The organism is Fluctibacter corallii (genome assembly GCF_025751585.1).
Lineage (GTDB): Bacteria > Pseudomonadota > Gammaproteobacteria > Enterobacterales > Alteromonadaceae > Fluctibacter_A > Fluctibacter_A corallii.
Window position 1 is genome coordinate 13,423 of the sequence record NZ_JAOWKX010000005.1, and the last position, 25,474, is coordinate 38,896.

Consider the following 25,474-nt stretch of genomic DNA (forward strand, 5'->3'; position numbering starts at 1 on the left):
GAAGGCAAGTGTGGCGAAGGTAAATGTGGCGGCGACAAAGCGCACAAAGAAGGCAAGTGTGGCGAAGGTAAATGTGGCGGCGACAAAGCGCACAAAGAAGGCAAGTGTGGCGAAGGTAAATGTGGCGGCGACAAAGCGCACAAAGAAGGCAAGTGTGGCGAAGGTAAATGCGGCGGCGACAAAGCGCACAAAGAAGGCAAGTGTGGCGAAGGTAAATGTGGCGGCGATAAAGCGCACAAAGAAGGTAAGTGTGGCGAAGGTAAATGTGGCGGCGACAAAGCCAAAAAAGAAGGTAAGTGTGGCGAGGGTAAATGCGGCGGACAGGCTTAATTTCTCGCATCTCCTCTATGAAGGGCTGAGTGTTCAGCCCTTTTCCGCTTAACTCCGTTAACAGGATATACCATGATACAAAATTACATTTCGGGTGTTGGTCTTGGCCTTCGCCGTGAAATGATGGACGAGCTTCTTCCTGATATCCCTAGTGAAGTGCACTTTTGGGAGATAGCGCCTGAAAATTGGATCCCTTTCGGAGGGAAGTACGCTAAGCAGTTACGTCAATTTACGTCATCTGCTCCTTTTGTCTGTCATGGATTATCCCTTTCGATTGGCAGTCCAGAACCGCTGGATGTTAATTTTGTTAAGGAAGTGAAGCATTTTTTGGATTTACACAATGTGATCCATTATAGCGAACACTTGAGTTATTGTTCGGGGAAGGGGCACATGTATGATTTGATGCCCATTCCATTCACAGAAGAAAGCGTTGTGCATGTAAGTACTAAAATTCGTCAAGCGCAGGATATTTTAGAGCGCCCATTAGTGATGGAAAATGTGTCTTATTACGCTGCGCCTGGACAAGAAATGTCAGAGCAGGAGTTTACGTTGGCAGTGCTAAATGAAGCGGATTGTCAGTTATTGCTTGATGTCAATAACATCTACGTAAATTCAATTAACCATGGTTACGACGCAGAGTCATTTCTGGCTGCAATGCCAAGCGAACGGATTGTTTACGGGCACATTGCTGGGCATTTTGATGAAGCAGAGGACTTGAAAGTAGATACGCATGGAGCAGATGTGATTGAACCCGTTTGGCAGCTGCTTGACAAAGCCTATGCGTTGCACGGTGTGTTTCCTACATTGCTTGAGCGAGACTTTAATATTCCTGCTTATTCGATGTTGAAGCAAGAACTTGAACATATTGCTACGCTCCAGAATAAATATCTAACATTACAGCCTAAAAAGAAGCCAGCCTGATGCATTTTTCTGACGTTCAACGCCAATTTATGGAGGAGATTAAAAATCCTTCTCAGCCCTCGCAATTTGCTGATATCGAGCAAAGAAGAATGGCAATTTATCAAGATCTGTTTTTCAACAATGTAAAAGGTTTCATTGATTCTGGCTTTCCAGTACTTCAGTCTTTGTATTCAGAAGATAGGTGGCGTCAGCTAGTAAGAGGGTTCTTTATAGAGCATGCGTGTCGCTCACCTTATTTTGCTGATATCAGCAAAGAATTTGTTGAATATTTGGCGAATACGTATGTCATGCAGCCAGATGATCCACCGTTTCTTCAAGAACTTGCTCATTATGAGTGGGTAGAACTCTCAATAAGCATCAGGCATGGAAGCGCCGTGATATCGAATGCAAATGAGCTGCATATTGACTCCCTATTATGTTTGTCAGATGTGAGTGTTTTATTAAGTTATCAGTTCCCCGTGCATGGCATATCTCCAGATTATCAGCCCCAAGAACCGGAAGAACCCGTATATCTTATTGTATATCGTGATGCTGAAGATGACGTCGCTTTTATGTTGATTAATCAACTAACAGCGTTAGCTGTTAAGCAAATTGAAGATGCTGAGGGGACATTGACCCTTCGGGCGTTAATGGCAGATATGACCGAGCGCTTTCAGCAGTTCGACACTTCCGTTTTGCAAAATGGACTCACAGACACGTTACGAATGTTAATCGACAAGCATATTCTTTATTTAAAGTGAATCGTAAAGAGACTCGAACACGCCTTATAAAGTGTATGCGTTTTAGAACAGAATACGTGCTTAATTTATCGGCTATTCCACCCGTCAGACCAAAAAGTCACCACTTAGATCCACTTTTCGCTAGTCTAAGGCTATTATTTCAAGGCTGATTGCATTAATATTCGCCCTTTGTTTAATTCAATGTGAGGAGCTCTCTCATGCAACACGAAAGTGGTACACAGGATCCGTTTAATTGGGGATATTTTTTTGCTGCCGTCGCAGTGCTAGTGGCATTGCCACTTATGCATGTTATCGCGGGCTGGTTTGTATTTTTCCTGTAAGCGAACGCTTCTCTAACGTCGATATTGAGGAAATCAGTGTCTGCAGAGTATATTAAATCGGTTGTAAAAACCGTACCGGATTATCCCAAACCAGGGATTATGTTCAGAGACGTGACGTCTGTTCTTGAAGATCATTCAGCGTTTACATCAGCGATAAAGTTGATGGTAGAAAAGTTCGGTCCAATGAATATTGATAAAGTAGCCGGAACTGAAGCCAGAGGCTTTTTGTTCGGCGCACCACTGGCTATTGAGTTAGGTGTGGGCTTTATTCCGGTTAGAAAACCTAATAAGTTGCCGCGTGAAACGATCAGCGAAACCTACGAACTTGAGTACGGTATGGATACGCTTGAAATTCACAAAGATGCGATTAAACCTGGCGAACGCGTGTTGATGATAGACGATCTTCTTGCAACAGGCGGAACGATGGTAGCAACAGCGAACCTGATTCGTCGTCTGGGTGGCGTTGTTGAGCACGCAGGTTTTATTATTTCACTGCCTGATCTTGGCGGTGTTCAAAAACTTCAGGAAATCGATGTAGAATCATACGCATTGTGTGATTTTGACGGCGAATAACCTATCAATGAGCTATCAAGTTCTCGCCCGTAAATGGCGTCCCCGCACATTTTCAGAACTTGTGGGGCAAGAACATGTCGTTGCGGCAATTACGAGTGCGCTAGAAAATAACCGACTCCATCATGCGTATCTGTTTACAGGTACGCGCGGTGTCGGAAAAACGACGATAGCACGCATATTTTCTAAAAGCTTAAATTGTGAGCAGGGAAAAAGCGCCCACCCTTGTGGCGAGTGCTCGACCTGTAAAGAAATTGAGCAGGGTAACTATGTTGATTTGCTCGAAATCGATGCAGCATCGCGTACTAAGGTGGAAGACACGCGCGAGTTGCTTGATAACGTGCAATACAAGCCAACGCGCGGTGACTACAAAGTCTATCTAATAGACGAAGTACATATGTTGTCAAAACATAGCTTCAATGCGCTGCTAAAAACCCTTGAAGAGCCGCCTCCCCATGTGAAGTTTCTGCTTGCTACTACTGACCCGCAAAAACTGCCGATTACCATATTGTCGCGTTGTTTGCAGTTCAATTTAAAGGCATTGTCCAGAGAGCAAATATCCACGCAGCTTGATCATATTTTACACGCGGAATCAATTACGTTTGAGGCAAATGCCATTGCGTCATTAGCAAGAGCAGCACAAGGAAGTATGCGTGACGCGCTGAGTTTAACTGACCAAGCGATTGCGCAAGGTAACGGCAATGTATCAGCGAATGTAGTTGCCGATATGCTTGGCTTGATGGATAAAGATCAAGTATTAAAACTGCTGCATGCTGTGCTGAGTAAAAATGTGTCAGGTGTCATGTCGCTGGTGGAGCAACTTGCTGTTCAAGCTACGTCATTTGAACATGTGCTTGATGAGCTACAAAGTTTATTACATCAAGTTGCGTTAACTCAATTTGTGCCTGAAGTTTGCAAGTTAGAAACGACATCAGCGCGTGGAATTTTTGAGCTGGCGAAGATGGTTTCGCCAGAGCATGTTCAATTATTGTATCAAATTGCGTTAAACGGAAAAAAAGATATCCAATTCGCGCCCGACGCAAGAACAGGGCTAGAAATGACCTTGATTCGTATGTTGGCTTTTAGCCCCGACAATCAAGGGAGTTCTGAACAAGCGCAATTAACTCCAATGACTCAAGCGTCTGCGCAGCCTTTAGCGTCTAGTTCTACGAGTACAAATGGGCCCGAAACAAGCCATGCAAATGCATCAGTCAATTCGACTTTGCCTGCCGCGATTCTAGCACAACGAGAGACGCAGTCTGAGGAAATGCATCCCTCCCAGCCTGCACAGGAAAATGCGTATCAAGCGCAGCCGCCTGTCGAAATGGATTTGTCTGCTGTACCAACGAACGTAAACCTAGCGCAACAGGCAATTGAAAGCGAGCAACCTGCTCTCTCAGAAGAGGAGTTCAGCGCAGAATCTTCCGCATTAATTGCCCAACAAGAAGATATCATGTTGCAAGCGCAGCAATTAGGTGCATCGCTTACGCCTGAAACGCACAATGAAAGCGTTCAAGAAGAGTCAACGCCTGCCGAGTCTGGGCCGGCTACTGCGCCTGTGCCAGCATCAACACAATCCTTAACCGAGACGCTATTGTCTCTGCAACAAAGTACGCAGAATCATTCTGGCGCTAAACCTTCCGCCACATCAAGCGGAGGAGAGGAAGAGGGAAAAAAGCCAGCGATAGATATCGATGAACCAAAGGTTCAGGATGATCCTGTTGCCCGTATTCAAGCAGCCTCGCATGCGCGCAAGTTGTCAGAGTTTACCCCTGATGTAAGTGCCTCAGATACCGAAGATAGCTTTTTTGCGGAAAGCATGGTTAAACAAAATACTGCCGCTAATGAGACGCAAGAGCCTAAGGTCACATCGTTACAGCCTATGCAACGCGACAGCGCGCATTTAGGTGCAATGGATAAAGAGGCGACTAATCAGGCACCCAGCACGACATTCGATCTTTCCACAGAGACTGCTGATTTATCGCTAGCGGATAACGATTTTGCCCAACCCGAGCATAGCGTCACCGTAGACGCTAACACCAGCGAGCAGACATTTACTGATAATGTTGCTCCAACGGACAGCGTGTCGCATGCTTTTGTACCGAATCAAGTTGATGACGATGTAGCACAAGCGTCACAACGCGTGCAAGACGCGCCTCCTTGGGATGTGGGAGACGAGGACGTTTTGCCCCATGCCTCAACAGATGTCGTCTTTGATGTGCACGCTGAACAGATGGAGCAAGACGCGGAAGAATTTGATCCGATGGCGCATTTACATGATGAAGTCGATGTGCCTGTTACGGTTGATGTTCCTGCGTTTTTAACAGGCGGAGAAAAAGTACTATACGCACATCAACTTGATACATGGAGTGCGTTGATCGAGTCAATGCCAATAACCGCATTAACAAAGCAATTAGCGTTGCATGCCGCTTATACATTGAAAGAAGACACCGTCGTCCTCACATTACCATCAGAGAAGGCGCATTTAGTGTCCGACTCATCGGTACAGCAATTACAACATGCATTGGGCCAGACATTGTCTAAACCTATTACTCTCGATATTAGGCTAGACATGCCGTCAAACACACCGTTTGCATTACAGAAAAAAATTAATGAAGTCAGGCAAGTTCACGCACAGTCAGTAGTTCAAACTGATGCTCACATTACAAGCCTGAAGAGCGCGTTTTCAGCAAATATCGTTGAGAACAGCATTAAACCCAGATAATCAGAGAGAGAATTATTATGTTTAAAGGTGGTATGGGAAATATCATGAAGCAGGCGCAGCAAATGCAAGAGCGCATGCAAAAAGCCCAAGAAGAGCTGGCTAGTATGGAAGTAACAGGCGAAGCGGGTGCAGGCATGGTTAAGGTGACAATGACATGTAACCACAATGTTCGCCGTGTCGATATCGACGAAAGCTTAATGGAAGACGACAAAGACATGATTGAAGATCTTGTTGCAGCCGCAACTAACGACGCGGTTCGTCGTGTGCAAGAAACTTCAAAAGAGAAGATGTCTTCCATCACTGGCGGCATGCCAATGCCTCCAGGTTTCAAAATGCCGTTCTAATTTTTTGGCGTAGATTGTATGAAATTTAGTCCCTTGATCGATGAGTTAATCGATGCATTCAAAGTTCTGCCAGGCGTTGGCCCCAAAAGCGCACAGCGTATGGCCTTTCAGTTGCTCGAGCGTAATCGGTCAGGGGCGCTAAAATTGAGCCAGATTTTGCATGATGCGATGGAGCATGTGCAACATTGTGGTTCATGTCGTACTTTTACTGAAGCAGAGATCTGCGAGATATGTAGCAGTGCTAAGCGCGCTGAATCGCGGCAGTTATGTGTCGTAGAATCACCACAAGACATCGTAGCAATAGAACAAACTGCAGAGTTTAAAGGGCGCTACTTTGTTCTAATGGGACACCTTTCTCCCATTGATGGCATTGGGCCTAACGAAATTGGCCTGCATATTCTTGATAAACGCCTAGCGTCGAACGCGTATGATGAAGTAATTCTTGCCACTAACCCCACGGTTGAGGGAGAGGCAACGGCGCACTACATTGCGCAAATGTGCAAAAGCTATGATTTGCAAGCCACGCGCATTGCTCACGGTGTACCTGTCGGTGGTGAATTAGAGTACATTGACGGAAACACCTTGTCTCACGCGTTTAGTGGGCGTCGCTCACTTTAACAGCAATTTCGCCGTTTCAATGGCAAAAATTCAGCAAATTTGTTAGTGATGGCTTGAAAAGGTATAAATCACCCCTATTTTCTTTGCGTACACGCGAGTGATGAATAGGAGATTGACATCTATGGCTGAAACAGCCCATCAAGAAACACATGGTTTTCAAACTGAAGTAAAGAAATTACTTCAATTGATGATCCATTCACTATATTCCAATAAAGAAATCTTTCTTCGTGAGCTTGTTTCTAACGCTGCAGACGCTGCCGATAAATTGCGTTTTAAAGCGTTATCGAACGATAGCCTCTACGAAGATGACGGTGACTTACACGTTAAGATTTCCGTTGATGAAAATGCCGGTACCTTGACGATTGCCGATAACGGCATTGGTATGACGCGAGACGAGGTGATTGAAAACCTTGGGACGATTGCGCGTTCAGGCACATCGGAATTTTTTAGTCAGTTGTCTGGTGATCAAGCAAAAGACTCCCAACTTATTGGACAATTTGGGGTCGGCTTTTACTCTGCGTTTATCGTTGCCGATAAAGTCACTGTGCGCACGCGAGCGGCGGGTGAAGATAAGCAACGTGGTGTTGAGTGGCAGTCTGAGGGAGAAGGTGAGTTCACGGTGTCTGACGTTGAAAAGTCAGTACGCGGAACAGAGATCATCCTGCATCTTCGCGAAGAAGAAAAAGAGTTTTTAGACGCATGGCGTTTGCGTTCAATCATTGGAAAGTACTCTGATCACATTAGTATTCCTGTGAGAATGTGGAAAGAGCCTGTGCCAGAACAAGACGGCCCTGATGGCGAAAAAATTCCAGCTCAAGACGGCGAATGGGAAGCCATTAACCGAGCCACGGCATTGTGGACACGTGATAAGTCAGAAATATCTGATGAAGAATATCAAGAGTTTTACAAACATATCTCTCATGATTATGCCGATCCGTTGAAATGGTCGCATAACAAGGTTGAGGGGAAAAACGAATATACCAGCCTGCTTTACATTCCGTCAAAGGCGCCATTTGACTTGTGGAATCGTGACCAGAAGCACGGATTGAAACTGTACGTTCAGCGCGTATTTATCATGGATGATGCTGAGCAATTTATGCCAACCTACCTGCGTTTTGTAAAAGGGTTGCTTGATTCAAATGACTTACCTTTGAATGTGTCTCGTGAAATTTTGCAAGACAACAAAGTGACACAAGCGATGCGTCAAGGCTGTACCAAGCGAGTTTTGCAAATGCTTGAACGTTTGGCAGCGAACGACGAAGAGCAGTATCAAGCGTTCTGGTCTGAATTTGGCAATGTATTAAAAGAAGGACCAGCCGAGGATTTCAGTAATAAAGAAAAAATTGCTGGATTGCTACGTTTTGCATCTACTCACAGTGATTCAGATGCACAAACGGTAGGCTTAGATAGCTACATTGAGCGAATGAAAGAAGGTCAGGAAAAGATCTACTATATTACTGCTGATAGCTATCAGGCAGCGAAAACTAGCCCGCATTTGGAAATCTTCCGTAAAAAGGGCATTGAGGTCTTGTTGCTATCTGATCGCATCGACGAATGGTTGATGTCGCATCTTACTGAATTCAAAGAGAAGACGTTCCAGTCAATCACCCGTGGTGAGCTTGACTTGGGCGAACTCGATGATGAAGAAAGCAAGAAGGCACAAGAAGAAGCTGAAAAGCAAGTAGAAGGTTTACTAGAGCGTGTAAAAACCGCGCTAGGTGACAAAGTTGAAAGCGTGAAATTCACGCATCGTTTGACTGATTCTCCAGCGTGCATCGTTGCTGATGAGCATGGTATGACGACGCAAATGATTAAACTCATGCAAGCGGCAGGACAACCTGTACCAGAGGCTAAATATCACTTTGAATTAAACCCAGAGCATGCACTCGTGAAAATCTTGGCAGATGTTCAAGATGAAGCGCGCTTTGCTCAATGGTCAGAGGTGTTGTTTGATCAAGCCGCATTATCTGAGCAAGGTAGTTTGAAAGACCCTGCTAGCTTTGTGACGAAACTTAACGCATTACTGATGGACCTAGCTAAATAAGCCTACAGCAGAATAATGTCGATTAGAAAGGGGAGCGGATGCTCCCTTTTTTGTTTCTATTGCGCAAAATTAATGTTTTTGTCTACATTTAATGCAAATTGGTGAGGAACCAATGCGACGTAATATGACTATTTGGTTAAGTTCGTTTATTTATAGCCCTTTCAAATAAGGAGTGGGAAGGTTTTTGACGGATTTGTTAAAATAAATCAAATAGAGTGCGTTAATCGATTGTTCTTTGTACTAATCGGCTTGTATCACGCTAGCTGAATGTGTAAAGTTGCGGACTCGAAGTATTTAACGTTTTCAAAGAATAAGAGGACACGGCATGCGCATCATCCTTCTTGGTGCTCCAGGTGCAGGTAAAGGCACTCAGGCTCAGTTTTTAATGGGTAAGTATGGAATTCCACAAATCTCTACGGGCGATATGTTGCGTGCTGCAATCAGCGCAGGAACAGAGCTCGGACTTGCAGCTAAGAAAGTCATGGATGAAGGCAAATTAGTGTCTGATGAGATTATCATTGGTTTAGTGAAAGAGCGAATAGCGCAGCCTGACTGTGAAAATGGCTTTTTGCTAGACGGTTTTCCTCGCACCATCCCTCAGGCTGACGCCATGAAGGAAGCGGGCATTGCTATCGATCACGTTATTGAATTTGACGTTGACGATGAAGTGATCGTAGAGCGTATGGGCGGACGTCGCGTTCACCCCGCATCAGGTCGCGTTTATCACATTCGCTACAATCCGCCAAAAGTTGAAAACAAAGATGATGAGACTGGCGAAGAACTTGTTATACGTCCTGATGATCAGGAAGATACGGTTCGTAAGCGTTTAGGTATTTATCATGAACAAACAAAACCGCTTGTTGATTATTATCAGCAAGAGGCAAGCGCTGGCAACTGTCAGTATCATAAATTAGATGGTACACAGCCGGTTGAAGAAGTAAGCACCAAGCTTGCAGCGCTACTTGGCGAATAATTCTTTTATAAAGCCCACGTGAGTGGGCTTTATTCGTTTAGGGGCAAACCAGTGATGCTATACGTTCCTATTACTTCATTTTATGCTTCTCTGTTGGCAGTTATGTTTTTGTATTTGGCAATACAAGTGATTGTTCAACGGAAGGAGTATGGTGTTGCGTTAGGGGATGGCGGAGAAAAGCACGTTAAGCAAAATATCCGTGCTCATGCGAATTTTGCTGAATATGTGCCTATGGCACTCTTACTGTTGTTGCTCGGAGAATTAAACGCTATCAATCCACTTATCCTGCACATATGTGGAGCGGTTCTTATTTTAGGTCGTGTGCTTCATGCTTATGGCCAGCGCCACCACGTTGCAGAAAGTTGGCAGCGCTTTGTTGGTACGCTTCTTACTTATTTAGTGATCTTCACATTATCGGCGATGAATCTGTGGCTGTTTTATCGATAACAATGCCAGATTGATGTGCAATCTTTTCATCCCGAATGAAAGATTTACGTTTATTCATGCTAATAACAGCCAGATTTATCTTTACACATTTCTTTAAACTTTCCGTAAAACGAATTACAAATCAATAAATTATGATTAGTAGTCGCCTTTGCTCAAAGGGCTACTATCGGCCTTGGAATAAAAGCTGCAACACTGAATCTTGATAAAGACTATCTCAACCGGGCCAACGAATAAGTTCGCAGGAAAATTAACTTGTTTTGGACGATACTTTACATAGTTGAATGAAACGTTGGTAGTTTGTTGAGTCCTGCAGAGTATCGTACTCAGGAGGCGTTATGGATGTACCATATAGTGTTGGTGATGCTAATATTCGTCGCCAAGAAACCCCACTTTATTCTAATGAAGAGAATAGCGCGCGCCCGCAGCAGGGTGATATCGGTGTACCAGACAACTTACCTTCGGATGAAGAGCTAGCTGAAACCAGTCAGGCAAAAGAGCCCTCGCAACGACAACAGGCAATCAGAGATGCGAGTAGAACGACAGATCTAAATATCACTCCGCCATCAAACCCAAATCGACTTGCAGAGGTCAATTTTCAGTTAAATAGCGTTATTGCACTAGAGCAGCAACCTTCGCAAGCACTGGCACAACGCTTATCTCAAATAGAAGAAGAACTCAATCAACTCGATCTTCGTGATGAGATCCGTAGGCAGAGTAATGGAGAAACGTCATTGAATGATATCGCTGAGTCACAGCGAGAAAATGGAAATGTCAGCGATGCTACCTTAAATGATGATGAGGGAATTGTTGAAGAAGAGAATGAAGAAGTCAGTGTTACTTTAGATAGTGAACGGAGCGCGGGCATTTCGCAACGTGAACAGCAGACAAATAGCGATATACAGAATGATCAGCTGCGCGAATCAGGGACAGAATCTGTGAATACTGCAGATCAATTGCGGGAACAGATATCGGCTCGAGTTCAAAGTGCTCTAGCAGGCAATGAGGATAATGTTAATCGTTCCTCGTCGGCTAGACCTGATACGACGAACTCGATTGAAGTTGAAAACGATATTGCGCCCCGCGAAGCCCGCCAAAGTGAACAGGCTGCGCAAACAGAAGCGCGAGAAAATCGCATAGAACGCCGTGAAGAAACCGAGGTAGACCGCCGTGAAGCCCGCCAGAGTGAACAGGCTGCGCAAACAGAAGCGCGAGAAGATCGCATAGAAGGCCGTGAAGAAACCGAGGTAGACCGCCGCGAAGCCCGCCAGAGTGAACAGGCTGGGGAAACAGAAGCGCGAGAAAACCGGATAGAACGCCGTGAAGAAACCGAGGTAGACCGCCGCGAAGCCCGTCAAAGTGAGCAGACTGCGCAAACAGAAACGCGAGAAAATCGCATAGAAGGCCGTGAAGAAACCGACGTAGACCGCCGCGAAGCCCGCCAGAATGAACAGGCTGGGCAAACAGAAGTCCGAGAAGACCGCACTGGACGTCGTGAAGAAAACGATGTAGACCGCCGCGAAGCCCGCCAGAGTGAGCAGGCAGGGCAAACAGAAGCTCAAGAAAACCGCACTGAACGTCGTGAAGAAACCGATGTAGACCGCCGCGAAGCCCGCCAGAGTGAACAGGCTGGGCAAACAGAAGCGCGAGAAAACCGCATAGAAGACCGTGAAGAAAATGAAGTAGGTCGCCGCGAAGCCCGCCAAAGTGAACAGGCAGGGCAAACAGAAGCCCAAGAAAACCGCACAGAACGCCGTGAAGAAAATGACGTAGACCGCCGTGAAGCCCGTCAAAGTGAACAAGCTGGACAAACAGAAGCGCGAGAGAACAGAGTAGAGCGCCGTGAAAGCAATGAGGTTGATCGCCGTGAGGCGCGCCAAAGTGAGCAAGCAGAGCAAGCTGAATCAAGAGAGAATCGAATAGAAAATCGTGAAGCGCAAGAAGTAGATGGCCGTGAATCTCGCCAAAGTGAACAAGCTGCGCAAACTGAATTGAGAGAAAACCGGATAGAGAGTAGAGAGCAGCAAGAGGTCCAACTCAGAGAGCGCCGCCAAAATCAAAACGCAAGCACTGAACAGCGTGAGGAAGTGCGTGAAGAGCAGCGCGTTGAAGAACGGTTAGCGGAATTGCGTGAAAACGAAGAACAACGTCTTCGTACTATTCAGCGAGATAACGAACAGCAAAATACGCTAGTCCAAGAGGAGTTAACGAATCAAGACATCAGAGCAGAGACCCTTCAACAAGCGGCCAGAGAAGCGGAGAATCGTCAAGCGGCTGAAGATGATGTTCAAAGAAATAATCAAGCACGGGTGCAATCTGATGAGGTGGACGAGTTTGAAGATGTCAGGCGGGAAGGGCAGGCATTGGAAACGCTTGATGCTGATGAGTTGGATCCCCTTATCGATGCTCAACAGCGTCAAGCGCTATTGAGGGAGCAAGCCGAAATTTTGCAGGTGCTAGTGGAGAGAAATGCTGAAGGTGAAGCGCCTGAGTTACCTGAGTCGGCGGACACTGATCTCGATGGTTATCTAGAAGAAACACGAGAGCAAGTGCAGGATGAGGTCGAAGACAACGCTCAGCTGATGAAAAATCGTCAACCACGTTCAGAGTCTCTGGGAAATTTTATTGATGAAGTCAGCTAAATTAGACAGATAATTTAGCTAGGTAGAAGACATACACAACCGAGTAAACAGTTGGGATGATCAACCCAAAAGTGATCAGCCCGCCTGATGCGATAGTTGAGTGTGCTTTGGCACACCAAATTCGCTATTTACTTTTGGCTCTAGCTGAAAAGTCAGCATGAGATCGAATGTAAATAATCGCGTTGTTCGTAGGCGTAATACGGTGCATTACGTCGCCAGATGAGCTAAAGAGACTTCCTTCCTCTAGCTGATATTTAGCGTTATTAGTAGAAGATTGATAGGTAATCGCACCTTGAATAATTACCGCTTTGAAGATGGGGTCTTGGCTTTGAATATCGATAGGTATGCCACTTTCCAGTTTTAGCAATATGCCCTGCAAACTACTTTCTGCATCATGCACTTTATTATTACGCCAAAGGTGAGCTATTTCGATATTGCTACTTGTTACAATCGCAGATTGAGAGTGGTCTAGCCAGACCAGATTAGCCGCGTGTACGTTAAGTGCATGTCCTCCAGAATCAAAGTGATTGGATTCTGGTTTAACTAAATATGGGCCGCTGTCAATTTCAAGATAGATGAGATTTTTATCAGCGTTTGCGGCTGTAACGTGTTGTTTGCCTGCGGGTTGTGTCCAGAAGGAAACGGGTGGCAACCACATGTGGGCTGCATCGGGATCATCATTATGCATCGCACCATGAATAACGATGCCTCGGTAAGTGATATTATGAATATGAGGCGGTGATGAAAACCCTTTATTGAATCTTACCAACATGCCTGTGGCGACATTTTTTGTTCTATCACCCCATAAATCAACGGCTCCCGGACTCTTCTCTCCTCGAAGCGGGTTCAGGTATCCCCATTTAAGCTGGTCGACAGTGATGATATCAACCTGGGCTGGGTTTACATCAGATGAGCGACAAAAAGGTGCAAACATTATTAGGGCGAGTAAGCATATATACGAACTCAATTTCATGTTGATCTCCTGTCCTTTTCGAGTATACGTGCAAAAGAGGAGTAGCTAGACTTACTCCTCAAGTATTGTGCTTATTACACCGTGACAACGACCTTTCCCATCGCTTTGCCACTACCGAGGCGCGCGTGAGCTTGACCGATTTCAGACAAGGAAAATGACGATTCATCAAGCACAGGGTGTAGTTCGCCCGCTTCGATAATTGATGTTAATGCGTGTAAAATTTTAGCGTGCTCATTTCTACGATAATTGTGAAGCATGGGGATCAACATAAAGACGACATGCAATGACAAACCTTTAAAGTGAGCGGTTGAAAGATCGAGTTCCACCATAGATACGGTAGAAACGACGTGACCATTGAGGGCTGCCGCTTCAAAGGAATTTGTCATATTCTTGCCGCCAACTGAATCATACACGATGTCGAATCCAGTACCTTGGGTATGCTTTTCAACATAATTCTCTACAGATTCTAATTTATAATTGACTGGTATTGCGCCTAGTTTCTCAATAAGGGCTAACTGAGCTTCGCCTCCGCCTGTGGAATAAACATTGGCACCAAAGTATTTCGCCAGTTGCAGAGCGATATGTCCGACACCACCTGAACCCCCATGAACCAGCACATTTTGGCCCTGTTTAATGCCTGCTCGTTTTAGACCCTCGTAGGCGGTGATGCCCACTAACGGAATGGCTGCGGCTTCACGCATAGATAAGTTTTTAGGTTTCAAAGCGATTAAGTTAGCATCAGCGACGATGTATTCGGCCAATGTACCAGGTAAGTCTGCCAAGCCGCCCGCACAGCCGTAGACTTCATCGCCTACGCTATACTCTGTTACGTTCTCGCCCACCTCTTCTACAACGCCAGCGAAATCCATACCTAGCAGGGCGGGAGCCGAAGGAGAAAGCGGTAGCTCGGGCCCCATTTCACGAATCATCGTATCTACGGTATTCACGCTGGTGGCCTCGATTTTGACCAGTACGTGCCCTGCTTTAATTTGAGGTTTGTCTATTTCCGTGGCTTCGAAAACGTCGGGGCCACCAAAGGTGTTGACTATCATTGCTCGCATAATGTGCCTCCAGTTAATGTAATTACAGTTTAGGTTTATTGAAAAGCAGAATAAATGGCGTTTAAATAGAATCAGAATTCGTATTTTGGATATAATAAATGGACACCGATGGTATTCGATTGTTTGTTATTGCTGCAGAGTTGCTGAATATAAGCGCTGCTGGAAAAAGGTTGGGCATTGCCCCTTCGGTAGCGAGTGCGCGGTTATCTAAACTTGAAGTGAAGTTAGGAACTGACTTGTTTCATCGCTCAACGCGCAAAATCACCTTATCGATTGAAGGGGCAGAGTTTCTTCCCTATGCCAAAGAAATCATTGCGCAAGAAGATGCTGCATTTGCAGCATTAGGGCGAGGCAGCGCGACCGTAAGCGGAACATTGCGTTTTGCGTCGTCTAGTACGTTCGCACAGTTATTTATTGCGCCAATACTTCCCGAGTTTCTGGCGCGCTACCCAGATATTAACGTTGATCTAATGCTTTCAGATGCACAATCAAACTTGATTGAAGGTGGGTTTGATCTTGCCCTTCGTAACTATGCCGTTGAGGATAGCAGTTTAATGGGCAGAAGACTCGCGCAAGACACTCGGATTCTATGTGCATCTCCAGATTACTTGAAAAAACATAGCACACCCAAACACCCTGACGATCTTGTACAACACCAGATTCTTACATTCATGCATTCAAAACCACGAAAGTTAATATCGAGCCAAAATACGGTTGTCTCGGCATTTCCTCCTGTTAAGCACCGCTGTCGTGTTGTATGTGATGATGGTGCAAGCATGCGAATTGCCGCTAAAGCAGGCGTTGGAATTTGTATGAGTTCGAAATGGAATATTTATAAAGAGTTGGAAGAGGGGAGTTTAGTACGGGTGTTGCCAGACTATGTCGTTGACGATAATGCTGCCATTTGGTTGGTCTATCCCAAGTCGAATGTACTCACAGCCACAGTGCGGGTGTTTATTGATTACTTGATTGAAAAAATAGGTGAACCGCCCATTTGGGAGCGTTGATATCGAATACATAGCTCAATAAAAAACAGCGCCGTAAGGCGCTGTTGTTGGGAGATACATGTTTAACTTTGGTATAAGCGGCGTACTTTATTCCGCGCCATTTTCCAGCAATTTACTTCCAATTTCGATTTTACGCGGCTTCTTAGCCTCAGGAATGACACGTTCCATATCAATATGAAGTAAACCATGCTCCATATCAGCGGCAAGTACCTTTACGTGATCACCTAATTGGAAGCTACGCTCAAAGTTTCTTTCTGAAATCCCTTTATGCAAGAATTTACGTTCGCCGTCTTCTTTAGAGGGCTTTTTACCCGTTACTTTTAGGGTGTTTTCTTGCACTTCTATTTCGACTTCATCACGAGAGAATCCCGCAATGGCCATAGTTATTCGGTATTTGTCTTCACCTAACAACTCGATGTTGTAAGGAGGGTAGCTGGCTTGTTTTTCATTGCGACTAGCCGCATCAATCATAGATGCTAGGTGGTCAAAACCAATGAAAGAACGGTATAGTGGAGATAGATCGATGTTACGCATATTCATATCCTCTTAAAGCAATATGTTAAATGTTGCCCCGATAAACGGCGGCATAAAAGTGTAAAATTGTCGAAGCTGGTGCTGTAACGAGCATACTGGTTTTTATTTCCACGTACCTCTAAATCAGCCATGTCAGATTCAACTCAAAAGTAATGTGACATTCACAATGTGTTGGCATAAACAGCACTATTCAAGCTACTGTATTACCACGCAACAGGAGCGCTATTCGATGCCACACCTTTGCTTAGTCTGTCGACCCTTTCGGCGTCGACAACTCATATATATGTGTGCCACACTTTTTTTCAATGTAAAAAATTAAAAAATTTTGATTAATTTTATAAGTGATTGATAAGTAATGAGTAAAAATGAAGAGGTGGTAGCAAAAATTTTAACTTTCTGGTTTGGCGAACTGAAAGATGGTATTGCAAATCCTGAAAAGTCTAGTCAATGGTATGAAGCATCGGCGAAGTTCGATGAAGAAGTGACCTCGCACTTTCATGCTGACTATCAAAAGGCTAAATTGGGAAAATTAGACGATCTTGCTGAGCATCCCAGAGGAGCGCTTGCGTTAATAATTTTATTAGACCAAATGCCCCGTAATATGTTTCGAGGAAAAGCCGAGGCCTTTGAAACTGATTTACATGCCTTGCAAATATGTTTAGCGGGGCTAGAGGCTAAGTTTGATAAGCAATTAGCCTTTGCTGAGCGGCTCTTTTTCTATCATCCGTTGGAGCATGCTGAATCACTCGAACATCAACAACTTTGCGTAGAATTAATGGCCGATTTGATGAATGAACACAAGGGCAATAAACGAGATATAGCCAAGGTAGCGTTAAAGTTTGCTCTGAGTCATCGAAACATTATTGAGGAGTTTGGACGATTTCCTCATCGAAATGCGGTGTTGAATCGCCAAAGTACTTCTTCAGAATTATTTTACCTTGCTGAAGGTGGGGATCGGTTTGGGCAATAACCAACTAAGTGAGTCATGCTCAAAGTGTCGAAACAACTTTGAGCATGATGACGAAACTCTGAATCAAAAAATATTAGGGCAAAGGAACAAAGTGGCGTCCATCGCGGGGAAGATAGTAATTGTTTTTATCTAACGACGTGACCAAACCCAGCACTTTTCCTTGCAATTCAGACACTGGAATAAACCCATAAACGCGAGAGTCTGCGCTGTAATTACGGTTGTCTCCGAGTACTAGCACGTAACCTTTTGGCACAGTAACTGGTGTAAAGTTGTCTAACTTCTGTGATGCAGGTTTGAACGCCACGGCATGCTTTACGTCATCAATGGTTTCGTAGTGCTTGCCATCCACTTTTTCATACATCAGCGGTTTGCCGTTTATTACCAGCTTATTATTCTGCATTGATATACGGTCGTGCTCCACGGCAACTATGCGTTTTAATAACCGGTTTTCAGCGGCTTTAGATTGAATAATCACAATATCTCCGCGCGCAGGCGACCGCATATTCATAACGCCTATGTCAGTAAATGGAATCTCTAGCTGATAGGCCATTTTATTCACGAAAACGCGGTCACCCGGCAATACCGTTGGCTCCATTGAACCTGTGGGAACGTGATACCAGTCTGCGATACTAGAGCGCATGACCATCATGAGCGCGATAAATAAAATAAATCCTTTGTTTTCCTTGATATAGTTAGTCACTTTTGCAGAAATAAGCCCTTTCAAAATTGCATCCTTTATTAATCATGTATATTCGATGGATTTGAGATCGTAATTACCAAACAGTTCCATGTTAGATGTAAGTAAATGTAAAATCGAAAAATTAGGGAGACATTATGGGTGAAACTAACTTAGAAACCTTGTTGGGAACTATGCGTCCTATATTAGCAAAGGACATTTTTGCGTTTTGCACAATACCAAAAGATAAGGTAACAGCAGACATTCTGAAAGTGTGTACTGGCATGTTCATAGAACAAGAAGGAACGACACTGATTCTGGAGCAATCTATTGCATTATCGAAAGGGCTAACGTTTTCAGGAGAATTTGCCTGTATCACGCTTACTGTACATTCTAGTTTGGAGGCGGTGGGCTTAACCGCAGCGGTATCTTCTTGTTTAGCTGATATTGGCATCAGTGCGAATGTCGTCGCAGCGTATTACCATGATCATGTTTTTGTGCCTTATGAAAAGGCCGCTTTAGCCGTCGAAGCGCTTAACGCATTGTCACAGCAACATCAATAGTTGGCTTTTTCGGAGGGAGATTTGGCAGTAAGCTATGTTTTGCAAAGGCTTTCCATTACTGCGGAGTCTGCATGAATAAGTGTGGTGTCAAACAGCGGTATGGAGGTATCGCCTGGCTTAATGAGCAAACCAATTTCTGTACAACCCAAAATCACGGCTTCAGCGCCAGCTTTTTTTAGTGAGTCAACAATGTGAATAAATGCTGTTTTAGACTCGGCCTCAATTTTGCCTTTACAAAGCTGGTGATAGATCACGTTGTGAACGGTATCCCTTTCTGACTCAGTGGGAATAAGAACGTTCATATCGAAAGTATCTTGTAAATAGCTCGTGTAGAAGTCTTCTTCCATGGTAAATCGGGTGCCCAATAACCCCACTGTACGAATTTGATGTCTTTGTAGTGCGCTACCCGTGGCTTGGGCAATGTGCAAAAGAGGAATAGATACAGATTGGGTAACCGCAGGTGCGACTTTATGCATGGTGTTAGTACAAATAAGAAGAAAATCTGCGCCCGCAGCTTCAAGTTGCTGGGCAGAATCGCTAAGTATGTCTGCTAGTGCAGCCCAGTTTCCATCATGTTGAAGTGCCTCAATGGTTGCAAAGTTGAGGCTGTGAAGCACGATATCTGCCGACGCCAGACCACCGAGCTGGTGGTTAACCTGTTGGTTAATCCGCTGATAATAGGTCGCCGTTGATTCCCAGCTCATTCCACCGATTAAACCAATGCGTTTCATGTGAGTTGCGTCCTTACGTATAGCGTTGCTTAATGCTCAAGTTCAGACTTAGGATGATAGCCCCACATAGTAGGGACTATCAATCATGTTGTCTGTGATAAAAATTGCTATTTGCGCACGCCTTCCACGTGAAGCTCCATGTCTACATGGGTTGATGCTGGGCCGAGGTTATAGGTAATACCGTAATCCGCCAATTTCAGTTTGGTGGAACCCATAAAGCCTGCTCGATACCCTCCCCACGGGTCTTTGCCTTCACCAATTTTATAAGCATCAATGACGATAGACTTGGTTACACCATGAAGGGTAAGTTCACCATGCAAATCGAATTTGCCGTCACCTTTGGGAACAACTTTTGTACTCTTAAACGTGGCTTCAGGAAACTTGTCTACATTGAGAAAGTCGTCTCCACGTAGGTGCTTGTCTCGTTCAGCATGATTAGAGTCAATGCTAGAGGTGTCTATTGTCACTGATACTGCGCTTTTGCTCATATCATCTTCAAGAGAAAACTCGCCGTCAAATTGGTTAAAACGCCCAACTAACCAAGAGTACCCCAAGTGCTGAATTTTAAAGTTTATCGACGCATGTGCGCCTTTCGTATCTATCGCATAGTCTGCGGCTTGTGCGTTTATTGTTGCAAAGCTCAAACCTAACGCCAGTGTAAGAGATGTCAAAGTGGTCTTCATTCCTTTTCCTCGTTAAGGGTGGGTTGCTGTGATGTGCTGGGCGATAGCATTCTGACCAGCGTGTTGTCTTTGTTAATAACATGATGTTTCAGTGCCGCCAGCGCGTGAAGTAAAGCCAAACCGATAATTGAATAAGCTAACCACTCGTGAATCTCGCCAGCAATGTCTTCTTGATTAGCGATCCATTCTCCCATTGATGGCACTGAAAACCAGTTGAATACTTCTATACTGCGACCATCAGCCGTTGAGATCAGATATCCGCTCATAAATAGGCTGAATAGCAGTATGTAAAATGCGATGTGTCCTAATTTCGCAAGGTGCTTCTCCCACCGAGCGCCAAGCAATTGGGGAGATGGCTGCTGAATTTTCCAAGCAAGCCGGAAAAGTGTTACGGCTGCCAACAGTAATCCGACACTTTTGTGATAGTGGGGAGCTGTTTGATACCATTCGCTGTAATAGTTTAAATCTACCATCCAATATCCTACGGCAAATAAACCAATCACAGTGAGTGCCGTTAGCCAATGAAGGGTAATACTTACCCAGCCGTAACCAGAATTTGAATTTTTAAGCATAGAATATCCTGAATAACGCATGCGTATGAATACGTTATCTATGCTAGGCGTTTTCGTAAGAAAGGGAAACTAAAAGGTATTGAAATGAGGCTTCAAAAAAATAGAACAAAACGCAGTCTTTCAACTGCGTTAAGTAGAGAGAACGGCTGCCGCGTTATTGGCTATGGCGTTCCTTAAGTACATTTAGCACATCTTGCAATGACAAATCACAGGCCTGAAGTAATACCGTCAAATGGTAAAGCAAATCAGCAGATTCGTTTTTTAATTCGTCTTTATCCATAACGGTAGCAGCCAGCGCTGTCTCGACACCTTCTTCTCCGACCTTTTGAGCGATGCGCTTAATGCCTTTAGCATATAAACTCGCCGTGTAACTGGAATCGGGATCGGCATATTTACGCTCAGCGAGTAACGCTTCCAAATCCGCTAAAAATGCCATGTCAGGATTTTCAGACTCAAACCAGCATGTTTGCGCGCCAGTATGGCAGGTTGGGCCTTTAGGTAACGCCAATACTAATAGGGCATCTTTGTCACAGTCAGCGCTAATACTGCTAAGTGATAACACGTTGCCTGATGTCTCTCCTTTTGTCCATAGACGTAACTTGGAGCGACTGAAAAACGTTACTTGCTTCGTTTCCAAGGTTTTTACAATGGCATCGGTGTTCATGTATCCAAGCATAAGGACTTTACCACTTATGGCGTGCTGAACAACGCATGGCAATAGATTGTCCATTTTCTCCCAAGCAAGCTCATTGATGTTATTTTGTGTAATCTTCATGGTAAGTTCCTCATTGTTCACGAATGGGAATGCGTTTTTCGCGCAGATAGGTTTTCAATTCAGGAATATCGATAACCGCTTTATGAAAAACCGAAGCCGCTAAAGCGCCATCGGCATCCGCTTGGCTGAATACGTCAAAAAAGTGAGACATCTCGCCCGCGCCGCCCGAAGCAATGAGAGGAACATGACATATATCCCGAATGGTTTGTAGTTGTGTTACATCATATCCGTTGCGCACGCCGTCCTGATTCATACAATTGAGAACAATTTCACCTGCGCCACGTGCCTGTACTTCTCTCACCCAATCTTGAGTTTGCCACTGGGTTTTTTGGGTGCGCGTTTCGTCTCCCGTAAATTGATACACCTGATAGGTTTGGGTTTGTGCATCAAAAAAACTGTCGATGCCAATGACTACGCATTGTTGGCCGAATGTTTGGTTAAGCTCGGTAATTAATGTCGGGTTCGCCAAAGCGGGGGAGTTAATGCTGATTTTATCTGCTCCCATCTCTAAAATTCTGCCGGCGTCTTCAACGGTTTTTATGCCACCTGCTACACAAAATGGAATATCTATTACTTGTGCAATACGGCTTACCCAGCTTTTATCGACAACGCGTGCATCGCTTGACGCGGTGATATCATAAAATACCAATTCATCAGCCCCTTGCGCGGCATAACGCTCTGCTAGAGGCACAATATCGCCGATGATTTCATGGTTGCGAAATTGCACGCCTTTGACGACTTTACCGTCTCTTACATCAAGGCAGGGGATTATGCGTTTTGCCAACATGCAATTGCCTCCTCAAGGGTAAACTTGCCTTCTAACAAAGCGCGGCCCAGTATGACACCATCCACACCTGTAGGTTTTAGGTCCTGAATGTCTGTCAATCCTCCAATACCACCAGATGCTTGCCATTTAACGCTTGGATATTGCTTACTCATTTCGGCGTACAGTGCATCATTCGCGCCTTGCAGTGTGCCATCTCGGCTTATGTCGGTGCATAGCACGTGCTTTGCACCGACATGCAAGAAGTCATCAAGTAAGCTTTCAATTGATACCCCTGAATTTTCTTGCCAGCCGTGCGTGGCGATGAATTTATTGCCATTCGCGTCTATATTGATATCCAGTGCGAGCACAATGGCATCACTGCCGTATGTTGTTATCCAGCTTTTAACGAGTTCGGGTGATTTTACGGCTAACGAGCCGATAACAACACGCGAAACGCCAGCGCCCAATAAGCCTTCGACATCTTGTTGCGAACGGATGCCACCGCCAGCCTGAAACTGCATGCGTTTGGTGTTTACCATACTTTCAATCAGCGCTAGCTGGCGCTTGTTGGTGTCTTTGGCACCTGTTAAGTCAACAATATGTAGCCAGGTTGCTCCCGCATCGGCATATTGATTGACCACATCGATGGGATCAAACTGATACTCGGTTTTTTTCTCATAGTCGCCCTGAAACAAACGCACGACTTTGCCATCAATTAAATCTATTGCTGGGATAATCATTTACCACTCCACAAAATTTTTCAGTAAACGTGCACCGGCTTCGCCTGAGCGTTCAGGATGAAATTGGACACCAAAGAAATTGTCTTTTGCAATCGCTGCAGAAAAACGCTGACCATAGTCGCAAGTTGCAACCGTATATTCGTTAGGCTTAACTGCAAAGCTGTGTACGAAATAAAAATACGTGCTTTGCTTAATACCTTGAAACAGCGGGTGGTCAGTATGCTGTATTTGATTCCAACCCATATGGGGTAGCCTGACGCTATTGTTTTGCATACGTTCAACATTACCAGAAATCCAATTTAGGCAAGGCGTGTTACCGGTTATCGACTCCTGTGAACGTGAAACCATAAGCTGCATGCCTAAACAGGCTCCCATCACAGGTTGTGTTAATGCCTTAAGCGTATCAATCAACCCTTTTTTTTCTATGCTGCTCATCGCCGCTTGTGCCGTGCCGACGCCCGGTAAAAAGATCTTATCGGCACTACGTATCACGTCAGGCACATCACTAATCGTTACCTTTGCATCTAAGCGCTCTAACGCATATCGCACCGACGCTATATTTGCACAGCCGGTATTCACAATCACAATGTTGTTAGACACTACAACGCTCCTTTACTACTAGGTAAAGCGTCGCCTTGTTTGGCAATGGCCTGACGTAGTGCACGACCAAACACTTTAAACAGACTTTCCACTTGGTGGTGTGCATTGCCATCTGTGGTAGATAGGTGCAATGACAACCCCATTGATTGAGCTAAAGAGTAGAAAAAATGCGGCACCATTTCTGTTGCCATATCTCCTACAGATTCACGGGTAAACTCTGCTTCAAACTTTAGGAAGGGGCGGTTTGAAATGTCGATAATGCACTCTGCGCGACATTCATCCATAGGAAGTGCAAACCCGAAACGACCGATGCCACGTTTATCTCCGAGCGCTTTTTTTAGCGCTTCACCCAATGCGAGTGCAGTGTCCTCTACACTGTGATGATCGTCGATGTGCAGATCGCCATCCACACTCACGTTCATTTCAAAGCCGCCGTGAGTGGCGATTTGATCAAGCATATGATCAAAAAAGCCAAGGCCTGTAGCGATTTGTGAAGGCGCACTGCTATCGAGATTGACGTCAATAGTGATATTAGTTTCTGATGTTTTGCGGGTGACCCTCGCAGTACGACTCTGGTTTAGCAACTGCATTTCGATATCGTCCCAATTCAGCGATTCTGGGCTATACTGCAAACCGCGTATGCCCATGCTTTCTGCCAACTGCATATCTGTGATGCGATCACCAATGACATACGAACGGGTAAAATCGACTTTACCTTGTTGTAAATAGTCTTTCACTAGCCCCAATTTGGGTTTTCTACAACTACAGTCGTCTTCATCGAAGTGCGGGCATATCAATACGTCATCGAATACAATGCCTTGAGATGAGAAAACGTCCATCATCTTATTGTGGGGTAAATCAAAATCAGATTGCGGGAAGCTGTCTGTGCCCAGACCATCCTGATTGCTGACCATCACCAAACGAAATCCAGCTCGTTGTAACTTAAGTAATACTGGAATGACGTTGGGTTCAAATACGAGTTTTTCCAGTGAATCTAATTGCTTATCAACAGGCGGTTCTTCTACAAGTGTGCCGTCGCGGTCAATAAACAGTATGGGTTGTTGGCTCATGATGATACTTCCTGAGATGCATAAAATGCGGTGATGGCTTCTACCAAGCGTTGGTTTTGTTCTGCGTTACCCACAGAAACGCGTATACAGTTGTCGAGACCACGTTGCTTAGATTGGTCGCGGAGCAATATGCCGCGCTCAATCAGATACGGCATTAAGGTCTCTCTTTCATTGCAGCGATATAGCAAAAAGTTCGCTTTTGTACTGCCTACGGGTGACAATTGTGGGAATTCTGATAATGCAACCTGCAATGCGATTTGCTGACGTTGCAATTCGCGCACTTGTGCTTTCATTATTGAAATGCCTTTGGGTGATAACGCTTGTTCCGCAATTTGAGCAACGGGTGCAGAAATAGGATAGGGCGCAATCACTTTTAGCAAGGCTTGAATTGTCGCTGGGTTAGCGAGAGTGAACCCGCACCGCAATCCGGCAAGGGCAAAGGCTTTGGACAGCGTGCGTAACACAACCAAATTTTCGTACTTTTTAAGCGTTGATGCCCATTCTGAGGTAGGAGAAAACTCAACGTAAGCTTCATCGACTACCACTAATGCGGAATCTTGGTAGTGGGTCAATATTGCTTCGATATCATCCGCGTTTACGCCTGTACCAGTAGGGTTATTTGGCGAGCAAATAAAGACGATGTTAACCTCACCCTTGCGGGCTTTGATTCCCTCTACATCCAGAGAAAAATCTATATTCAACGGGACTTCTTGCACGCCAACATTGCAAGTTTTAGCACTGATTGCATACATACCATAGGTAGGTGGGCAAATCAGAATACTGTCTTTGCCTGGCATGCAGAATGTGCGTATGAGTAATTCTATACCTTCGTCTGCGCCGCGCGTGGCAAGCACGTTGTCAATTTGTATACCAGCGTAATCTGCATAGCTTTTAATGACCTGTTCCGGTTGGCATTCTGGATATCGGTTTAACGTGCTTGTATCTAAGGTGTACGCATTGGCATAGGGTGACTCGTTGGCATTGAGCCAGTCTTTGCCACCACTGAGTAATCGTCTGGCTGATTCGTAAGGTTTTAGCTCGCGAATACTGTCAGGTAGGAGTTTGTTAATTATTGATGTCAT

The 25,474-nt window shown here is 45.0% G+C and carries 28 protein-coding genes; 15 read left to right on the top strand and 13 right to left on the bottom strand.

What is annotated here, in order from left to right; genetic code table 11:
- From OE749_RS10160 to OE749_RS10215, 12 genes are all read left to right on the top strand, one after another.
- A partial coding sequence (locus OE749_RS10160; protein ID WP_263712348.1) for an HvfA family oxazolone/thioamide-modified RiPP metallophore occupies positions 1 to 330 on the top strand: 330 nt, incomplete at its 5' end.
- 72 nt (positions 331 to 402) lie between these two features.
- Positions 403 to 1,251: an HvfB family MNIO-type RiPP peptide maturase gene (locus tag OE749_RS10165; RefSeq protein ID WP_263712349.1), complete on the top strand. Its 849-nt coding sequence runs from the start codon at positions 403 to 405 to the stop codon at positions 1,249 to 1,251.
- Positions 1,251 to 1,991, top strand: a complete 741-nt coding sequence (locus tag OE749_RS10170) for an HvfC family RiPP maturation protein (RefSeq protein WP_263712350.1) — start codon at positions 1,251 to 1,253, stop codon at positions 1,989 to 1,991. The genes OE749_RS10165 and OE749_RS10170 overlap by 1 nt, the downstream gene beginning before the upstream one ends.
- 197 nt (positions 1,992 to 2,188) lie before the next feature.
- Positions 2,189 to 2,311 (top strand): hypothetical protein, encoded by a 123-nt coding sequence (locus OE749_RS10175; protein ID WP_263712351.1) that lies wholly within the window; start codon positions 2,189 to 2,191, stop codon positions 2,309 to 2,311.
- Between the two features lie 36 nt (positions 2,312 to 2,347).
- The gene (gene apt, locus OE749_RS10180; protein ID WP_263712352.1) at positions 2,348 to 2,884 is read left to right on the top strand and encodes an adenine phosphoribosyltransferase; all 537 of its coding nucleotides are present in this window, start codon (positions 2,348 to 2,350) and stop codon (positions 2,882 to 2,884) included.
- Between the two features lie 7 nt (positions 2,885 to 2,891).
- A complete protein-coding gene (dnaX, locus tag OE749_RS10185) occupies positions 2,892 to 5,606 on the top strand; it encodes a DNA polymerase III subunit gamma/tau (RefSeq protein ID WP_263712353.1) in 2,715 nt (904 codons plus the stop codon).
- Positions 5,607 to 5,623: 17 nt separating this feature from the next.
- Positions 5,624 to 5,950: a YbaB/EbfC family nucleoid-associated protein gene (locus OE749_RS10190; protein ID WP_263712354.1), complete on the top strand. Its 327-nt coding sequence runs from the start codon at positions 5,624 to 5,626 to the stop codon at positions 5,948 to 5,950.
- An 18-nt stretch (positions 5,951 to 5,968) separates the two neighbouring features.
- Complete coding sequence (gene recR, locus OE749_RS10195) at positions 5,969 to 6,568, top strand: recombination mediator RecR (protein ID WP_263712355.1); 600 nt, start codon at positions 5,969 to 5,971, stop codon at positions 6,566 to 6,568.
- A 121-nt stretch (positions 6,569 to 6,689) separates the two neighbouring features.
- Positions 6,690 to 8,612: a molecular chaperone HtpG gene (gene htpG, locus OE749_RS10200; protein ID WP_263712356.1), complete on the top strand. Its 1,923-nt coding sequence runs from the start codon at positions 6,690 to 6,692 to the stop codon at positions 8,610 to 8,612.
- A gap of 325 nt (positions 8,613 to 8,937) precedes the next feature.
- Positions 8,938 to 9,585 carry an adenylate kinase gene (gene adk / locus OE749_RS10205; RefSeq protein WP_263712357.1) on the top strand — a complete coding sequence of 216 codons (648 nt, stop codon included), beginning with the start codon at positions 8,938 to 8,940 and terminating at the stop codon, positions 9,583 to 9,585.
- A 54-nt stretch (positions 9,586 to 9,639) separates the two neighbouring features.
- Positions 9,640 to 10,032 carry an MAPEG family protein gene (locus OE749_RS10210; RefSeq protein ID WP_263712679.1) on the top strand — a complete coding sequence of 131 codons (393 nt, stop codon included), beginning with the start codon at positions 9,640 to 9,642 and terminating at the stop codon, positions 10,030 to 10,032.
- A gap of 335 nt (positions 10,033 to 10,367) precedes the next feature.
- Positions 10,368 to 12,671, top strand: a complete 2,304-nt coding sequence (locus tag OE749_RS10215; RefSeq protein ID WP_263712358.1) for a coiled-coil domain-containing protein — start codon at positions 10,368 to 10,370, stop codon at positions 12,669 to 12,671.
- 124 nt (positions 12,672 to 12,795) lie between these two features.
- Here OE749_RS10215 and OE749_RS10220 read toward each other — a convergent pair whose 3' ends face one another.
- Together OE749_RS10220 and OE749_RS10225 are read right to left on the bottom strand one after the other, a co-directional pair.
- Entirely contained in the window at positions 12,796 to 13,644 is an 849-nt protein-coding gene (locus tag OE749_RS10220) for a DUF4437 domain-containing protein (RefSeq protein WP_263712359.1), read from the bottom strand.
- A 74-nt stretch (positions 13,645 to 13,718) separates the two neighbouring features.
- Positions 13,719 to 14,705 carry a zinc-dependent alcohol dehydrogenase family protein gene (locus OE749_RS10225; protein WP_263712360.1) on the bottom strand — a complete coding sequence of 329 codons (987 nt, stop codon included), beginning with the start codon at positions 14,703 to 14,705 and terminating at the stop codon, positions 13,719 to 13,721.
- 98 nt (positions 14,706 to 14,803) lie between these two features.
- On the opposite strand from OE749_RS10225, the gene OE749_RS10230 reads away from it, so the two are divergent.
- Positions 14,804 to 15,712 carry a LysR family transcriptional regulator gene (locus tag OE749_RS10230; RefSeq protein ID WP_263712361.1) on the top strand — a complete coding sequence of 303 codons (909 nt, stop codon included), beginning with the start codon at positions 14,804 to 14,806 and terminating at the stop codon, positions 15,710 to 15,712.
- 87 nt (positions 15,713 to 15,799) lie between these two features.
- Here OE749_RS10230 and OE749_RS10235 read toward each other — a convergent pair whose 3' ends face one another.
- A complete protein-coding gene (locus OE749_RS10235; protein ID WP_263712362.1) occupies positions 15,800 to 16,246 on the bottom strand; it encodes an Hsp20 family protein in 447 nt (148 codons plus the stop codon).
- Between the two features lie 355 nt (positions 16,247 to 16,601).
- Between OE749_RS10235 and OE749_RS10240 the strand changes: the two genes are divergently transcribed.
- Complete coding sequence (locus tag OE749_RS10240) at positions 16,602 to 17,216, top strand: DUF924 family protein (RefSeq protein ID WP_263712363.1); 615 nt, start codon at positions 16,602 to 16,604, stop codon at positions 17,214 to 17,216.
- 73 nt (positions 17,217 to 17,289) lie between these two features.
- On the opposite strand, the gene lepB is transcribed toward OE749_RS10240, so the two are convergent.
- Complete coding sequence (gene lepB, locus OE749_RS10245) at positions 17,290 to 17,940, bottom strand: signal peptidase I (protein ID WP_263712364.1); 651 nt, start codon at positions 17,938 to 17,940, stop codon at positions 17,290 to 17,292.
- Between the two features lie 110 nt (positions 17,941 to 18,050).
- Here lepB and OE749_RS10250 point away from each other — a divergent pair, with 110 nt between their 5' ends.
- Entirely contained in the window at positions 18,051 to 18,455 is a 405-nt protein-coding gene (locus tag OE749_RS10250) for an ACT domain-containing protein (RefSeq protein ID WP_318527876.1), read from the top strand.
- Between the two features lie 32 nt (positions 18,456 to 18,487).
- Here OE749_RS10250 and OE749_RS10255 read toward each other — a convergent pair whose 3' ends face one another.
- From OE749_RS10255 to hisC, 9 genes are all read right to left on the bottom strand, one after another.
- Positions 18,488 to 19,186, bottom strand: coding sequence for an aspartate/glutamate racemase family protein (locus OE749_RS10255; protein ID WP_263712365.1), 699 nt, complete (start codon positions 19,184 to 19,186; stop codon positions 18,488 to 18,490).
- Positions 19,187 to 19,293: 107 nt separating this feature from the next.
- Positions 19,294 to 19,869: a YceI family protein gene (locus tag OE749_RS10260; RefSeq protein ID WP_263712366.1), complete on the bottom strand. Its 576-nt coding sequence runs from the start codon at positions 19,867 to 19,869 to the stop codon at positions 19,294 to 19,296.
- On the bottom strand, positions 19,866 to 20,441 hold the full coding sequence (locus OE749_RS10265) for a cytochrome b (protein ID WP_263712367.1): 576 nt from the start codon (positions 20,439 to 20,441) through the stop codon (positions 19,866 to 19,868). The genes OE749_RS10260 and OE749_RS10265 overlap by 4 nt, the downstream gene beginning before the upstream one ends.
- A 154-nt stretch (positions 20,442 to 20,595) precedes the next feature.
- Entirely contained in the window at positions 20,596 to 21,216 is a 621-nt protein-coding gene (gene hisIE / locus OE749_RS10270) for a bifunctional phosphoribosyl-AMP cyclohydrolase/phosphoribosyl-ATP diphosphatase HisIE (protein WP_263712368.1), read from the bottom strand.
- A gap of 10 nt (positions 21,217 to 21,226) precedes the next feature.
- Positions 21,227 to 22,003: an imidazole glycerol phosphate synthase subunit HisF gene (hisF, locus tag OE749_RS10275; RefSeq protein ID WP_263712369.1), complete on the bottom strand. Its 777-nt coding sequence runs from the start codon at positions 22,001 to 22,003 to the stop codon at positions 21,227 to 21,229.
- Positions 21,985 to 22,722, bottom strand: coding sequence for a 1-(5-phosphoribosyl)-5-[(5-phosphoribosylamino)methylideneamino]imidazole-4-carboxamide isomerase (gene hisA / locus OE749_RS10280; RefSeq protein ID WP_263712370.1), 738 nt, complete (start codon positions 22,720 to 22,722; stop codon positions 21,985 to 21,987). The genes hisF and hisA overlap by 19 nt, the downstream gene beginning before the upstream one ends.
- Positions 22,723 to 23,322: an imidazole glycerol phosphate synthase subunit HisH gene (hisH, locus tag OE749_RS10285; protein ID WP_263712371.1), complete on the bottom strand. Its 600-nt coding sequence runs from the start codon at positions 23,320 to 23,322 to the stop codon at positions 22,723 to 22,725. It lies immediately after the preceding gene.
- Entirely contained in the window at positions 23,322 to 24,392 is a 1,071-nt protein-coding gene (gene hisB, locus OE749_RS10290; protein ID WP_263712372.1) for a bifunctional histidinol-phosphatase/imidazoleglycerol-phosphate dehydratase HisB, read from the bottom strand. Before hisB ends, hisH begins: the two co-directional genes overlap by 1 nt.
- Positions 24,389 to 25,474 (bottom strand): histidinol-phosphate transaminase, encoded by a 1,086-nt coding sequence (gene hisC, locus OE749_RS10295; RefSeq protein ID WP_263712373.1) that lies wholly within the window; start codon positions 25,472 to 25,474, stop codon positions 24,389 to 24,391. Before hisC ends, hisB begins: the two co-directional genes overlap by 4 nt.

Excerpts from the sequence above, each read along its gene's own strand:
- hisB (WP_263712372.1), bottom strand. The coding sequence starts at position 24,392 with ATGAGCCAACAACCCATACTGTTTATTGACCGCGACGGCACACTTGTA.
- OE749_RS10220 (WP_263712359.1), bottom strand. The coding sequence starts at position 13,644 with ATGAAATTGAGTTCGTATATATGCTTACTCGCCCTAATAATGTTTGCA.
- OE749_RS10170 (WP_263712350.1), top strand. The coding sequence starts at position 1,251 with ATGCATTTTTCTGACGTTCAACGCCAATTTATGGAGGAGATTAAAAAT.
- hisF (WP_263712369.1), bottom strand. The coding sequence starts at position 22,003 with ATGTTGGCAAAACGCATAATCCCCTGCCTTGATGTAAGAGACGGTAAA.
- OE749_RS10235 (WP_263712362.1), bottom strand. The coding sequence starts at position 16,246 with ATGCGTAACATCGATCTATCTCCACTATACCGTTCTTTCATTGGTTTT.
- OE749_RS10165 (WP_263712349.1), top strand. The coding sequence starts at position 403 with ATGATACAAAATTACATTTCGGGTGTTGGTCTTGGCCTTCGCCGTGAA.
- OE749_RS10215 (WP_263712358.1), top strand. The coding sequence starts at position 10,368 with ATGGATGTACCATATAGTGTTGGTGATGCTAATATTCGTCGCCAAGAA.
- OE749_RS10225 (WP_263712360.1), bottom strand. The coding sequence starts at position 14,705 with ATGCGAGCAATGATAGTCAACACCTTTGGTGGCCCCGACGTTTTCGAA.
- OE749_RS10175 (WP_263712351.1), top strand. The coding sequence starts at position 2,189 with ATGCAACACGAAAGTGGTACACAGGATCCGTTTAATTGGGGATATTTT.
- adk (WP_263712357.1), top strand. The coding sequence starts at position 8,938 with ATGCGCATCATCCTTCTTGGTGCTCCAGGTGCAGGTAAAGGCACTCAG.
- OE749_RS10190 (WP_263712354.1), top strand. The coding sequence starts at position 5,624 with ATGTTTAAAGGTGGTATGGGAAATATCATGAAGCAGGCGCAGCAAATG.
- OE749_RS10260 (WP_263712366.1), bottom strand. The coding sequence starts at position 19,869 with ATGAAGACCACTTTGACATCTCTTACACTGGCGTTAGGTTTGAGCTTT.
- dnaX (WP_263712353.1), top strand. The coding sequence starts at position 2,892 with ATGAGCTATCAAGTTCTCGCCCGTAAATGGCGTCCCCGCACATTTTCA.
- recR (WP_263712355.1), top strand. The coding sequence starts at position 5,969 with ATGAAATTTAGTCCCTTGATCGATGAGTTAATCGATGCATTCAAAGTT.
- OE749_RS10210 (WP_263712679.1), top strand. The coding sequence starts at position 9,640 with ATGCTATACGTTCCTATTACTTCATTTTATGCTTCTCTGTTGGCAGTT.
- hisA (WP_263712370.1), bottom strand. The coding sequence starts at position 22,722 with ATGATTATCCCAGCAATAGATTTAATTGATGGCAAAGTCGTGCGTTTG.
- hisIE (WP_263712368.1), bottom strand. The coding sequence starts at position 21,216 with ATGAAGATTACACAAAATAACATCAATGAGCTTGCTTGGGAGAAAATG.
- hisC (WP_263712373.1), bottom strand. The coding sequence starts at position 25,474 with ATGACATCAATAATTAACAAACTCCTACCTGACAGTATTCGCGAGCTA.
- OE749_RS10265 (WP_263712367.1), bottom strand. The coding sequence starts at position 20,441 with ATGCTTAAAAATTCAAATTCTGGTTACGGCTGGGTAAGTATTACCCTT.
- htpG (WP_263712356.1), top strand. The coding sequence starts at position 6,690 with ATGGCTGAAACAGCCCATCAAGAAACACATGGTTTTCAAACTGAAGTA.
- OE749_RS10230 (WP_263712361.1), top strand. The coding sequence starts at position 14,804 with ATGGACACCGATGGTATTCGATTGTTTGTTATTGCTGCAGAGTTGCTG.
- OE749_RS10250 (WP_318527876.1), top strand. The coding sequence starts at position 18,051 with ATGGGTGAAACTAACTTAGAAACCTTGTTGGGAACTATGCGTCCTATA.
- OE749_RS10255 (WP_263712365.1), bottom strand. The coding sequence starts at position 19,186 with ATGAAACGCATTGGTTTAATCGGTGGAATGAGCTGGGAATCAACGGCG.
- OE749_RS10240 (WP_263712363.1), top strand. The coding sequence starts at position 16,602 with ATGAGTAAAAATGAAGAGGTGGTAGCAAAAATTTTAACTTTCTGGTTT.